Origin of the sequence: Halococcus hamelinensis 100A6, from assembly GCF_000336675.1 — an archaeon.
Classification (GTDB): Archaea; Halobacteriota; Halobacteria; order Halobacteriales; family Halococcaceae; genus Halococcus; species Halococcus hamelinensis.
Genome location: NZ_AOMB01000012.1, coordinates 21566 through 34891 on the forward strand (window position 1 = coordinate 21566; position 13326 = coordinate 34891).

The following is a 13326-nucleotide window of genomic DNA, read 5'->3' on the forward strand; positions in this document are numbered from 1 at the left end:
GCGGGGGGTCGCCTCCGGCGACCCCCGCTTGCAAAAAGGTGGATCAAAAACTCCCGCTCGCAAACCGCGCTCGCTCCGCTCGCGCGGACACCTCCGCGACCGCTTCCGCAGAAGCCCTCGCTCACCCCTTCGGGGTTCGTTCGCCCTTCATCCACCAGGCTCCACAACCAGTACTGCCACCACAAACCGCTCCGCGACCGCCAACCGCGGACCGCTCCGCGGCTGCCGCACCGCCGCCACCCACACCGCTACCGGGTGCGGCGACCGCACTCCCGCCGCTGGATTCCGAGCCACGAATTGCACCGGGCGAGCGCGTCAAGTGCCTCCAACCCCTTCCACACACAATGAGTGATACCCAGTCGGGCCCGCTCCAGCCGGACCGTCCCGGCGCGGACCGCCCGTTCCGCGTCGAGGCCCCCTTCGACCCCGCGGGCGACCAGCCCGAAGCCATCGAGAAGCTCGCCGATGGATTCCTCGACGGCATGGACGCCCAGACCCTCCTCGGGGTCACGGGCTCGGGCAAGACGAACACCGTCTCGTGGGTCATCGAGGAGATCCAGAAACCCACCCTCGTCATCGCCCACAACAAGACCCTCGCCGCACAGCTCTACGACGAGTTTCGAAACCTCTTCCCCGACAACGCCGTCGAGTACTTCGTCTCCTACTACGACTACTACCAGCCCGAAGCCTACGTCGAGGCCAGCGACACCTACATCGACAAGGACGCCTCGATCAACGACGAGATCGACCGCCTCCGCCACTCCGCGACGCGCTCGCTCCTGACCCGCGACGACGTCATCGTGGTCGCCTCGGTTTCGGCCATCTACGGCCTCGGTGACCCGCGGAACTACATCGACATGAGCCTCGAACTCGACGTCGGGGACACCATCGACCGCGACGACCTCCTGAAACGCCTCGTTGACCTGAACTACGAGCGCAACGACGTCGACTTCACCCAGGGGACCTTCCGCGTGCGCGGCGACACCGTCGAGATCTTCCCGATGTACGGCCGCTTTGCCGTCCGCGTCGAGTTCTGGGGCGACGAGATCGACCGCCTCTCGAAGCTCGATCCCTTGGAGGGGGAGGTCAAGAGCGACGAACCCGCCGTGTTGATCCACCCCGCGGAACACTACTCGATCCCCGAGAACACCCTCGACACCGCGATCAACGAGATCGAGGGCCTGATGGAGGAACGCGTCTCGTACTTCGAGCGCAACAACGACCTCGTGGCGGCCCAGCGCATCGAGGAACGCACCACCTTCGACCTCGAGATGCTCCGCGAGACGGGCTACTGCTCCGGCATCGAGAACTACTCCGTCCACCTCTCGGACCGCGAACCAGGCGACGCGCCCGCCACGCTCCTCGATTACTTCCCCGACGACTTTCTCACGGTCATCGACGAGTCCCACCAGACGGTGCCCCAGATCCGCGGCCAGTTCGGCGGCGACAAGTCCCGCAAGGACTCGCTGGTCGGGAACGGCTTCCGACTCCCGACTGCCTACGACAACCGCCCGCTCCGCTATCCCGAGTTCGCCGAACGCACGGGTCAAACCCTCTTCGTCAGCGCGACGCCGAGCGACTACGAACACGAGCACTCCGAGCAGATCGTCGAACAGATCGTCCGCCCGACCCACCTCGTCGACCCCGAGGTCTCCATCTCGTCGGTCGAGGGACAGATCGACGACCTCCTCGAACGCATCAACGACCGCACCGCACGGGACGAGCGCGTGCTGGTGACGACCCTCACCAAACGGATGGCCGAGGACCTCACCGAGTACCTCGAGGAGGCCGGCGTCGCCGTCGAGTACATGCACGACGAGACGGACACCCTCGAACGCCACGAACTCGTCCGCGGACTCCGCCTCGGCGAGTTCGACGTGCTCGTCGGGATCAACCTCCTCCGGGAGGGCCTCGACATCCCCGAGGTCTCCCTCGTCGCGATCCTCGACGCCGACCAGGAGGGCTTCCTACGCTCCGAGACCACCCTCGTCCAGACGATGGGTCGCGCCGCACGGAACGTCAACGGCGAGGTCGTCCTCTACGCCGACGACGTCACCGACTCGATGCGCTCGGCGATCGACGAGACCCAGCGCCGCCGCGAGATCCAGACCGAGTTCAACGAGGAACACGGTTTCGAGCCCCGAACCATCGAGAAGGAGGTCAGCGAGACCAACCTCCCGGGCTCGGAGACCGACACCGCCCGCACGACGGACCTCGAACCCGACTCGACGGACGAGGCCCGCGAACTCGTCACCGACCTCGAAGACCGGATGGACGAGGCCGCCGGCAACCTCGAGTTCGAGCTCGCCGCCGACATCCGCGATCGGATCCGGAAACTCCGGGTGGAGTTCGACCTCGCGGGCGAGGACGGTGTGCCGCCGGAAGAGGGCATTCCCCCGGAAGCCGAGTTCTGACCGTCGGATCGGGTATCTGGGCTCTCACTCGCCGTCCGCTCCGTTCACGTTATTCGAGACCCACGGAGACCACAGCGCCGAACTCACCGCGAGCACGACTAAGAACGTCCCGAGCGAAAGGGATCGCTCGACCGTGGCGACGAACCCACCCAGAACGGCCATGCTCGATACCAGTGGAATCGCATCTCCCGTAGCGTGTTCCGTCTCAGTATCCGATAGATGATCCCGAGCGCACCGCCCACGGCGAAGACACTGAACAGAATCAAAATCGTGTGTCCGGGCCTCTACGGCGCGCCACCAGCTGGCATGACCCGATCTTCCCGTCGGTTCACATCGATCTTCTACCGCTTCTCTTCACGTACGGGTCACGTATTCCCCGCTCCGTCGGGGTTCCCGCTCTTGTCCTTGTCGACCTTCCCCTCACCGGGGCCGACCTCGCCGTCGCCGTCGAAGCCCGAATCGAGGAGCTCGTCGCTCGGCGTGGTGCCCTTGTCGTCGACGTAGACGTCGGCGTGACCCTTCTCCATCCGGATGCCGTGCCAGTCGATGCCCCACTCGGTGAGTCGCGCGACGGTCTCCTGGGCGGCCTCCCACGGTCGGGCGGTCCAGATGATGATGGTGTTGCCCTTCCGGTACTGGTAGTTGACCCACTCGACCATCTCCTCGTTGGGGTCCTCGGCCTCCTCGGTGATGTAGCCCTCCTCACCTGCGGTCAGGGTCTTATCGAAGTCCACCGCGATACGGGTGTGGTCGCCGTCGAACGGCTCCTCGCCGTCGGTCATCACGCCCTCGGATTCCCCGTCGGACCCGCCATCGGATTCGTCGCTCATCGGTTCGACCTCGCCGCCCAGCGGGTTATACCCTCGGCTGTCGGGAGAACATCCGGACGTGCTACAGCCGTCCGCGGATCGTCTCGGCGGTCTTCGCGCCGACGCCTGATACGGTCTGGAGTTCGTCCGGCGAGGCCCCGCGCACGCCGTCGACGCTCCCGAACCGCCGGAGGAGGCGTCGCCGGGTCTGTGGCCCGACCCCGGGAACGTCGTCGAGCACCGTCTTCACCTCGTCGCGGAGGCTCTGGTGGTACTGGACCGCGAACCGGTGGGACTCGTCACGGACCCGCTGGAGCAGGCGGCGCTCGGGCGCGTCGGACGGCCACGAGAAGCTCCGGTCCGGCGTGATGACCCGCTCTTCGGCCTTCGCGAGCGCGATGACGGGGACGTTCCAGCCCACCTCGTCGAGCGCGTCGCGAGCGGCGTTCAACTGCCCCTCGCCGCCGTCGATCAGGAGTAGGTCGGGGTTCGGGCGGTCGTCCTCCGCGTGCCCGCTGGCACGTTCGACCGCTCGGCGCGCCCGCCACGCGACGAGGCTCCGCATGTTGGCGTAGTCGTCGTTCTCGTCGTCGAGCTTCTTCCGGCGGTAGTCGGACTTCTCGGGGCTCCCGTTCACGAAGGTGACGTCGCTGCCCACCACCGCCCGACCGTGGGCGTGGCTCACGTCGAAGCCCTCGATCCGGTTCGCGCGCTCGATACCGAGCGCGTCGGCGAGCGCCGCGGTGCCGTCGGGCTGGCCACGTCCCCGTCGGGCGTTCTTCAGCGCCAGCTCGACGAGGGTGGCCTCCCGTCCCGCGCCCGGGACTCTCACCGAGACCCCCTCGGTGTCGAGCCACGCGTCGAGTTCGTCGTCGACGAACGGTTCGGGGAGGAGCAACGCGTCCGGGAGCGCCCGCTCGGCGTAGTACTGGACGACGAACGCCGCGAGCACGCTTCCGACGCCCTCCTCGTCGTCGTCGGGCACGGAGAGGGTGTGCTGGTCGCGCTCGACGAGCTGGCCGCGTTCGCTGTGGAGCCGCGCGACGGTGGCGCGCTCGCCCTCCACGACGACACCCAGGACGTCGACCTCCTGCTCCGGCGACTGGGAGGCCACCGCCTCGCCGGCCCCCTCGTGGAACGACTCGACCACTTCGAGTTTGTCCCGGAGGTTCGCGGCGCGCTCGAAGTTCCTCGTCTCCGTGGCTTCCTCCATCCCGCGCCGGAGCGGGTCGGCGAGCACGCCCGTGCTCCCCTCGAAGAACTGGGTCACGGTCTCGACGTCCGCGAGATACGCTTCCTCGCCGATCTCGCCGGTACACGGCGCGGTACACAGCCCGATGTCGTGGTCGAGACACGGGCGGTCACGACCCGCGAACTTGTACTCCGAACAGCCCCGCAGCCCGTAGGTCTCCCGCAGCGCCTTCACCACCACCTCGACCCGGCCGCGCTCGGTGTAGGGGCCGAAGGCGGTCGCGCCGGGGTCGGGGTCCCGGGTGATCTCGATCCGGGGGAACTCGTGGTCGGTGAGCTGGACGAGGGGATAGGATTTGTCGTCCTTCAGCCGGACGTTGTAGCGCGGCCCGTGGCGCTTGATGAGGTTGGCTTCCAGTAAGAGCGCCTGGGTCTCGGTGTCGGTGACCGCGACCTCGACCTCGTCGGCACGTCCGACCATTTTCGCGATCCGGTGGCTCCGCGGGTCGGCGTACGACCGGACCCGGCTCGCGAGGTCGACGGCCTTCCCGACGTAGAGGGTGGTTCCGTTCTCGCGGAACTGGTAGACGCCCGGTTCGCGCGGGAGGTCGCCGGCGCGCTCGCGGACGCTCTCGATATCCATCGGTCGAAAACAGGCGTGCGGGGCGCTTCAGTCTGACGCGTTCTCCTCGCGCCGGGCGGCTTCGGGGCCGTGGCCGTCGAGGCTGATGATGTTCTCGCGTCCGATCGAGAGCTTCTGGATGCTCCCGTCGTCGTTCATCGTCGAGAGGAGTCGGCTGACCTTCGCCTTCGACCACTCGGTCTCCTCGACGATCCGGGTCTGTTTCATCCGCCCGCCGTGGCTCCGGAGCAACGCCAGCACGCGGTCGGCGTCGGTCAGCGGCTCCGGCGGCTCGGGGGATGCCTCGGGCTCCGGCGACGGCTCCTCGGTCGTCTCGGGCGGCGGGTTGGGGTCGGTGTCCTCGTCCGTGGCCCGCCACCGCGCGAACACCTCCCGCCAGCCGCGCCGGAGCAGTACGACCCCCCCGACGACCAGCCCGATGACGACGAGCGCGGCGACGGCGAGCCAGAGCGGCGTGAGGTCGCTCGTCGGGTTCGTCCCGAGGGTCCGTTCGGTGCTGTCGCTCAGCCCGTCACCGTCGCTGTCGGCACGGGTCGGGTCGGTCCCGCGCTGGATCTCGACTCCGTCGCGGATCCCGTCGCCGTCGCTGTCGGGGTTCTGTGGGTCCGAGCCGTACTTGTTCACCTCCTCGCCGTCGAGGAGGGTGTCGGCGTCCATGTCGCGGTTCGAGACGTTGTAGCCAGCCTCGACCTCCCGGGTGTTCGTGAGCCCGTCGCGGTCGAAGTCACCGCCGCGTCGGAGAACGGTCACCGGGATCCGCTCGCGGTCGAGCACCGTCGTGTTGCTCCGGATCGACCGGTTCCTGACCTCGACGACGAGGGTCTGCCGGCCCGTGACGTTGGCCGGCCAGGTGACGTTGGCGAAGTCGACGGTGTCGTTCGTGCCGCTCGAAAGCGCCAGCGACTCGCACTCGTCGACGAGCGCCCGGTTCGGCCTACCCGGTCGTTGTGACTGGAGGCAGACCCCGTAGTTGCCGTTCCCGGTGCCGGCCGAACGGTCCGCGACCGTCACGCTCGCGTTGATGGATTCGTCGACCCAGAGATACGTCGACCCGTTGGGGGTCTCGGGGGTGTCGATGACGCCGCCGCCGGTTATCGTCACGTCCTCGACCCCGGTGCGCGCCGGCTGCGCACCGACGGGGACGACGGCAATGACGGCGCTCACGAGCACCACCGCACAGAGCAGCCCCGCCACGACGCGCGCGCGCTCGCTCATCCTCGCTTACGTTCGACACCCATCCGGTATTACGCTGTCGGTGGCGGATACGCGGCTCCACACCAGCGTCGACCGGGGCGTAAGCGCCGGTCGCGTCGCGCACCGTGAGCGCGAAGCCTCCGGCTCAGGGGTCGAGAACGAAAGAAACGGTCGCGATACGCGACCGATTGCCGCGCGATTGGTTGTTCGAGAGGGTTGGGGACCTACGTTAGGCCGCCATCGTCGTGTTGGTACCGTTCATCATCATGGAAGTGTCTTCCATGCTGGTACCCATCTCGGTGCCCATTTCGGTCTCTTCCATACCGGTCTCCATGGAGGTGTCTTCCATCATCTCGGTCTCCTCCATGCCGGTACCCATTTCAGTCTCCTCCATGCCAGTGCCCATCTCGGTCTCTTCCATGCCAGTGCCCATCTCGGTCTCTTCCATACCGGTGGCCATCTCGGTCTCCTCGCCACCGCTCGTGCCCGCTGCCTCAGTACCGTTCTCACCGCCGCCGCCACCGCCGCCAGAACAGCCGGCGAAGACGAGCATTGTCGCAACGAGACCAACAGCCAACACGCGCTTTGGGTTCGATTTCAGCGCGTCGATCATTTTGTGTATCATGCTTTCTGCGTTCTTCACTCATAACCGGGTATCATATAAATAGTCCCATCCGTTCCGCACTGTTGCGGACTGTTACGACGCCCGAAGCCGCGTTTTACGTCGGTTTCCGTGAAACAGTCCCGAAACCGTCTGACGTATGACCGACGAAGGTCGTCCCTGTGATGCCCCCTCGTTCGTGGTCGCCCCGAGGGCCCGGTGTCGTGCCGGTCGGCGGCGTCGGCTATCGGTTCCGACGGGACGATGAAAAAGTTCATAGCGACCGACGGAAATCGAACGCACATGACGGCCATCGAACTCGATGGAGTGACGAAGCGCTACGGCGGCGGGCTGGGCCGCGGTGGCGGGTCGGTCGAGGCGCTCTCGGACCTCGACCTCCGGGTTCGTGAGGGCGAGATCTACGGCTTCCTCGGGCCGAACGGCGCGGGGAAGTCGACCACGATCGACGTTTTACTGGATTTCACGCGCCCGACGGCGGGCACCGCGCGCGTACTGGGTCACGACGCCCAGGAAGAAACCCTCGCGGTCAAGGAGCGCATCGGCGTGCTGCCCGACGGGTTCCAGACCTACAACCGCCTCACGGGTCGCCAGCACCTCGAGTTCGCGATCGACTCGAAGAACGGCGACGAACGCCCCGAAGCGGTCGCCGAACGCGTCGGCATCCCGGACGCCATCGACCGCAAGGCGGGCGGCTACTCGAAGGGGATGACCCAGCGCCTCGTGCTCGGAATGGCGCTGGTTGGCGAGCCCGACCTCCTGATCCTCGACGAGCCCTCGACGGGGCTCGACCCGACGGGCGCACGCGAGATGCGCGAGATCATCGAGGCCGAGCGCGACCGCGGTGCGACGGTGTTCTTCTCGAGCCACATCCTCGGCCAGGTCGATTCGGTCTGCGACCGGGTGGGGATCCTCCGGAACGGCGAACTCGTCGCCGAGGACTCGATCGAGGGGCTCCGCGAGGCCACCGACACCGACGCGACGCTCGTCGTCGAGGTCGACCGGGTCCCCGACGGCGTGCTCGACGAGGTGCAGTCGCTGTCGGCGGTCTCCGATGCCCGTGCCGAGGGGACCACGATCACGGTCTCGTGTGAGGACACGGCGAAGACGCAGGTCCTCGGGACGATCGAGGATAGCGGTGCGACGGTCGAGGACTTCACCACCGAGGACGCCTCGCTCGAAGACCTCTTCGTCGCCTACACCGAGGACGGGGGGCCGAACTCGCGACGATCCACCGCCCCCGACGGGACGGAGGTCCGACAGTGAGTTCGCTCACCGTCGCGAAGAAGGAGTTCCAGGACGCGATCCGGTCGCGGTGGCTGATCGGGCTCACGGTGTTGTTCGTGCTGTTCGCGGGCGGGTTCACCCTCGCGCTCCCCTCGCTCCTCGGCCTGCTGGTCGGACCGACCGTCGACACCGCGACGACGAACGTGCTGTTGACCGCCATGGGCGGGTCCACCACGCTCTTGATCCCGCTGATCGGGCTCGTGGTGGGCTACAAATCGATCGTGGGCGAGCGCGACTCCGGGAGCCTCAAACTCCTGTTGGGGCTGCCACACACCCGCCGGGACGTGGTAATCGGTAAACTCGTCGGGCGCTCCGCGGTGGTGGCCGTCTCGACGCTCATCGGGTTCGTGGTGGCCGCAGTCGTAGGTGTGGCGGTTTACTCGTCGTTCGCGGTCGGGACGTTCCTGACCTACACCGTCCTCGCGGTGGTCCTCGGGGTCGTCTTCATCGCGATCGCGACCGGGTTCTCGGCGGGCGTGCGTTCGACGACGTGGGCCCTTCTCGGAGCGGGCGGTCTCTACCTCCTGTTTCAGTTCGTCTGGGGATTCGTCCCGGTTATCGTGCGCTACGTGATCAACGGCTTCTCGCTCCCGAGCCTCGCCCAGACCCCGAACTGGCAGCTGTTCTTCTCGTTGCTCAACCCCCAGACCGCGTTCAACTCCGCCGCGGCGGCGGTGATACCCTCACTCAACGGCATCGCTGCCGCCCTCGACAGCCCGCCGATCTACCTCCAGAACTGGGTCGGGTTCGTGATCCTCGCGGCGTGGATCGTCGTTCCGGTGGCCCTCGGCTACCTCCGGTTCAACGGCACGGACCTCTAAGCCACGGACTCAGACCGGTTCGATACCGTACTCGTCGAGGAGGTCGACGAACTCGGACTCGGTGAGTTCCGGGACGTCCTCCGCCGCCGCGTCGTCGCGTTTGGTCTGTCCCGGCTCGTCGCCGACCACGAGATAATCGGTGTTGCCGGAGACGCTTCCCGTGCTGTTCGCACCGTGGCGCTCGACGAGCCCTTCGGCCTCCTCGCGCGTCGAATCCGAGAGCGCCCCGGTGAACACGAAGGTCAACCCGCCGAGTTCGTCGCCGCCGGATTCGGTCTCCTCCGTTTCGGGCTCGACACCGCGCTCGCGAAGCCCCGCGATCGTCTCCCGGTTGCGTTCGCTCCCGAAGAACTCGTGGATCTCGTTCGCGACCCGTGGCCCGATATCGGGGACCTCCTGCAGGTCGTCCTCGCTCGCGTCCATCACGCTGTCGAGGTCGCCGAACGTCCGGGCGAGCGCCGTCGCGGTCGTCGAACCCACCGCCGGCACGCCGAGTGCGGTGATGAACACCGAGAGCGGGGGCGTCTTCGAGGCGTCGAGCTCGGCACGGAGGTTCTCGGCGCTCTTCTCGCCCCAGCCGTCGAGCGCAGCCAGATCGGCGGTTCTGAGGTCGTAGAGGTCGGGTATCGACTCGACGAGCCCGACGTCGAGGAGCTGTTCGATCCGCTCCTCGCCGAGGCCCTCGATGTCGAGCCCGCCGCGGCTGGCGTAGTGTTCGATCGCGCGCTGAAGCTGGGCGGGACAGGATATCCCGCCCGTACAGAACGCGAGCGGGCCGTCGCGTTCGATCGCGCTCTCACACTGGGGGCATCGGTCCGGGAACGCGAAGGTGCCCTCGCCGCCGTCCTCGACCACCTCGACCACGTAGGGGATGACGTCGCCCGCGCGTTTGAGTCGCACCCGGTCCCCCACGTTCGCGCCGAGCGCTTCGAGTTCGCCGGGGTTGTGGAGCGTGGCGCGCGAGACCTCGACGCCGCCGACCTCGACGGGGTCGAGCAGCGCGACCGGCGTCACGCGGCCCGTCCGCCCGACCTGGACCGTGATGTCCGTGACCGTCGTCACCTCGGTCCGGGCGGGGAACTTGTAGCCGTAGGCCCAGCGGGGTGCCCGTGAGGTCGACCCCAGCCGTTCGCAGGCCGCGAGGTCGTCGACCTTGAAGACGGTGCCGTCGATCTCGTAGTTCAGGTCCTCGCGGTCCTCGCCGAGCCGGTCGCGGTACGCGATGGCGTCCTCGATGTCCGAGACGACCTCGATCCGGTCGTTGAGCGGCAGCCCCCACTCCCGGAGGCGCTCGTACTGGGTCTCGTGGGTCTCGAACTCGTGAGAGGAATCGAGGACCCCGAAGACGAAGCAGGCGAGCGGCCGTTCGGCCGTAATGGATGGATCGAGCTGTCGGAGGGTGCCCGCGGCCGCGTTCCGGGGGTTCGCGAACGGCTCCTCGTCGCGCTCGACGCGCTCGCGGTTGTAGTCGGCGAAGGCGTCGCGCGGCATGTAGACCTCGCCGCGCACCACGAGGTAGTCGGGATACTCGCCCCGTAGCCGCTGTGGGACCGCCCGGATGGTGCGCACGTTCTGGGTGACGTCGTCGCCCTCGTAGCCGTCGCCGCGGGTCGCGGCGCGTTCGTACCGTCCGTTCTCGTAGACCACCTCGACCGACAGCCCGTCGAACTTCGGCTCGCAGACGTACTCGACCTCGATCCCGCCGTCGCCCTCGAAATCCGTCAGCGACTGCTGGCCCTCGGTGTCGCTCTCGGCTCCACCTTCGCCGCCGAGGCCGCGCCGTACCCGCTCGTCGAACGCCCGGACGTCCACGGCCTCGCCGCTCGAATCGATCGAGCGCATCGGCGCGACGTGCTCGACGGTTTCGAGTTCGTCGAGCGGCTCGCCCCCGACGCGTTGGGTGGGGCTGTCGGGGTCGGTGAGGTCGAAAGCGTCCTCCAGATCCTGCAGCCGGGAGAACAGCGTGTCGTAGGTCCGGTCCGGTATCGCCGGGTCGTTCTCGGCGTAATACTGGTAGTCGTGATGGCGGATCGCCTCGCGGAGCCGTTCGACCTGCTCGCGGGCGCGCTCCTCGTCGAGGCTGTCGACGTCCTCGAACTCCGTGGACGGGTCGCGGAGGTAGGGGTTCTCGGTCCCGTCTGCGGCGTCGGCGGTCATTACCGCGGCTACTCCTGGGGTCCGCTTAGGCGGTTCGTCTCGGGTCGGTCGCGATGGCGGTCCATCGCGGTATCGAACGTTCGGGTGGCGGGAGCCCGGCAAGATGAGACGACAACGACGGGGCTTATGTGAGCCCCGAACCGATGCCCGGGCATGAGCGACGACGAGTTTCTGCTCTTGAATCCCGGCCCGGTACCCGTCACCGAGGCAGTCCGGGAGTCGATGGACGCGCCGATGGTCTCACACCGCTCGGCCGACTTCGAGGACGTCTACGTCCGCGCCCAGTCGGGTGTCGAGTACGTCTTCGAACACTCGACACCCGACGGCAGCGCGAGCGACGTGACGGGGACTGGTTTGATCCTCAACGGCACCGCGAGCCTCGGGATGGAGGCGGCGGTCTCGAACCTCGTCGACCCCGAGGACGAGGTCGTGGCGCTCGTCAACGGCAAGTTCGGGCGGCGCTTCGCCCGGATCGCCGAGCGCTACGCCGACACCACCCGGATCGAGGCCGAGTGGGGGGGCTGTTTCGACCTCGACGCGGTCGAGGAGGCCGTCACCGACGACACCGCGCTGGTGACGATGGTCCACAACGAGACGAGTACTGGAATCCTGAACCCCGTCGAAGCGGTCGGGGAGGTCGCCACCGAAAACGACGCCCGGTTCGTGGTCGACGGCGTGACCTCGGTCGGCGGCGACGTCTTCCGACCCGACGAGTGGAACGTCGATATCGCGGTCACCGACGCGCAGAAAGCGCTCGCGGCCCCGCCCGGCCTCAGCGCGGTCTACGTCTCGGAGGGGATCGAGGACCACCTCGACGGCGAGCGCGGGCCGTTCTACGCCGACCTGCCGCGCCACCTCTCGAAGGCCGAGGACGACCAGACACCGTTCACGAGCGCCGTCCCGCTCTTCCGGGCGCTCGCGGTGGCGGTCGAGGAGATCGAATCGGAGGGGATGGAGGCCCGGATCGCCCGCCACCGCGCCCAGGCGGCGGCCTTCCGCGAGGGCTTCACGGCGATGGGACTCGAGAAGTTCCCCGACCTCGACGGGGCGAGCGACTACTCGAACACCGTCACGTCGATCTCGCTCCCCGAGTCCGTCCGGGAAGCGCCCGAGGAGTTCTTCGGGGCCGTCTCGGAGCGCGACGTCTCGATCAGCGGCGGGCAGGGCCACCTGGGCGGCGAGATATTCCGAGTGAGCAACATGGGTCACCACGCCGACGACCAGGTGCTCCGCGGGGTCCGAACCGTGGGTGAGGCGCTCTCGGACGTGGGTTTCGACGCCGACATCGAGGCGGGACTCGACGCCGCGCGGGACGAACTGTAGTCGTCGCTATTCTTCGTCGGCGTGTTCGACATCGATCGTCGTCCAGTCGGACTCGTCGGTTGGGCCGACGTCGTCGGTGGGGTCGACGTCGTCGGGGTTCGCCGCGAACTCGTCGAGCCGTTCGGGGTCGACCGCACCCTGGAGGTCCTCGACGAGTTCCTGTGGGTTGGTGTACTCGACGAACGCCGAGACCGCGACCTCGCCGACCCGGCCGCCGACCTCGCTGCCGACGGACTCGCGGACGATCCGGCCGAAGAGGCTGGTGTTGCTGACGCCGCGGGCGGCCGCCCGACCGAGTATCGCGCCGAGGGCCTTCCCGAGCCGTTCGTACTCGACGCTCTCGTCGAGCGGCGCGCCCTCCACCAGCGCGTCGATGTCGATGCTTTCGAGCAGGTCGGCCACGGTGTCGCCCGCGAAGTAGGCGTCGAGTCCCCGCTCGATCGCTTTCTCGGCTGTGTCGTCGCTCATACCACTCTTTGGGACTCCCCGCGGATAGGCGACGTGCTGGCACACGCAAACGGCGACGGGAGCGTCTGGGGTTCTGAGGCCACCACGGGCCATCCGGAGGCGATTTCGACCGCGGTGGCGCGCGCTCGCGAGCGGTCCGAACGGAAGTGAGGGCCGGTCGTGAACATTGTGCGAGGGATGAGCATCGCAGTGAGTGAGCTGAAAGCGAACGAGCGAGAAGCGCAGTCGGCTGGGGAAGTATGTGGCTGTCGCGGGGTGGTTTCCAGAGAAATCAGCGATCGCACCCGGAGAAGACGAAGTTCCCGCGAGAGGGCAGATGACGAGCACGGTCAGCTGGAGAGGCGGTAGTGTGTAGCGGTTGCGCGGCGGGGCGGTAGCGGAAGCGTGGGGATTGTACCGC

The 13326-nt window shown here is 67.7% G+C and carries 10 protein-coding genes; 4 read left to right on the forward strand and 6 right to left on the reverse strand.

Annotation, left to right across the window (positions count from 1 at the left end):
- The first annotated feature begins 344 nt into the window (after window positions 1-344).
- A complete protein-coding gene (uvrB, locus tag C447_RS04605; protein ID WP_007691379.1) occupies window positions 345-2414 on the forward strand; it encodes an excinuclease ABC subunit UvrB in 2070 nt (689 codons plus the stop codon).
- Between the two features lie 365 nt (window positions 2415-2779).
- Here uvrB and C447_RS04610 read toward each other — a convergent pair whose 3' ends face one another.
- The 4 genes from C447_RS04610 to C447_RS04625 form a co-directional block, all read right to left on the reverse strand.
- Window positions 2780-3244, reverse strand: a complete 465-nt coding sequence (locus C447_RS04610; RefSeq protein WP_007691381.1) for a hypothetical protein — start codon at window positions 3242-3244, stop codon at window positions 2780-2782.
- Window positions 3245-3305: 61 nt separating this feature from the next.
- Window positions 3306-5057, reverse strand: a complete 1752-nt coding sequence (locus tag C447_RS04615; RefSeq protein ID WP_007691383.1) for an excinuclease ABC subunit C — start codon at window positions 5055-5057, stop codon at window positions 3306-3308.
- A 27-nt stretch (window positions 5058-5084) separates the two neighbouring features.
- The gene (locus C447_RS04620) at window positions 5085-6272 is read right to left on the reverse strand and encodes a helix-turn-helix transcriptional regulator (protein WP_007691385.1); all 1188 of its coding nucleotides are present in this window, start codon (window positions 6270-6272) and stop codon (window positions 5085-5087) included.
- A 208-nt stretch (window positions 6273-6480) separates the two neighbouring features.
- The gene (locus C447_RS04625) at window positions 6481-6876 is read right to left on the reverse strand and encodes a hypothetical protein (RefSeq protein ID WP_007691387.1); all 396 of its coding nucleotides are present in this window, start codon (window positions 6874-6876) and stop codon (window positions 6481-6483) included.
- A gap of 279 nt (window positions 6877-7155) precedes the next feature.
- Here C447_RS04625 and C447_RS04630 point away from each other — a divergent pair, with 279 nt between their 5' ends.
- Together C447_RS04630 and C447_RS04635 are read left to right on the forward strand one after the other, a co-directional pair.
- On the forward strand, window positions 7156-8136 hold the full coding sequence (locus C447_RS04630; RefSeq protein WP_010612662.1) for an ABC transporter ATP-binding protein: 981 nt from the start codon (window positions 7156-7158) through the stop codon (window positions 8134-8136).
- Window positions 8133-8978: an ABC transporter permease subunit gene (locus C447_RS04635; protein WP_007691393.1), complete on the forward strand. Its 846-nt coding sequence runs from the start codon at window positions 8133-8135 to the stop codon at window positions 8976-8978. Before C447_RS04630 ends, C447_RS04635 begins: the two co-directional genes overlap by 4 nt.
- 9 nt (window positions 8979-8987) lie before the next feature.
- Here C447_RS04635 and ligA read toward each other — a convergent pair whose 3' ends face one another.
- The gene (ligA, locus tag C447_RS04640) at window positions 8988-11135 is read right to left on the reverse strand and encodes an NAD-dependent DNA ligase LigA (protein ID WP_007691395.1); all 2148 of its coding nucleotides are present in this window, start codon (window positions 11133-11135) and stop codon (window positions 8988-8990) included.
- 153 nt (window positions 11136-11288) lie between these two features.
- On the opposite strand from ligA, the gene C447_RS04645 reads away from it, so the two are divergent.
- Window positions 11289-12458, forward strand: a complete 1170-nt coding sequence (locus tag C447_RS04645) for a pyridoxal-phosphate-dependent aminotransferase family protein (protein ID WP_007691397.1) — start codon at window positions 11289-11291, stop codon at window positions 12456-12458.
- A gap of 6 nt (window positions 12459-12464) precedes the next feature.
- Here the strand turns inward: C447_RS04645 and C447_RS04650 are convergent, their stop codons facing one another.
- Window positions 12465-12926: a hypothetical protein gene (locus C447_RS04650; RefSeq protein ID WP_007691399.1), complete on the reverse strand. Its 462-nt coding sequence runs from the start codon at window positions 12924-12926 to the stop codon at window positions 12465-12467.
- Between the last annotated feature and the right edge of the window lie 400 nt (window positions 12927-13326).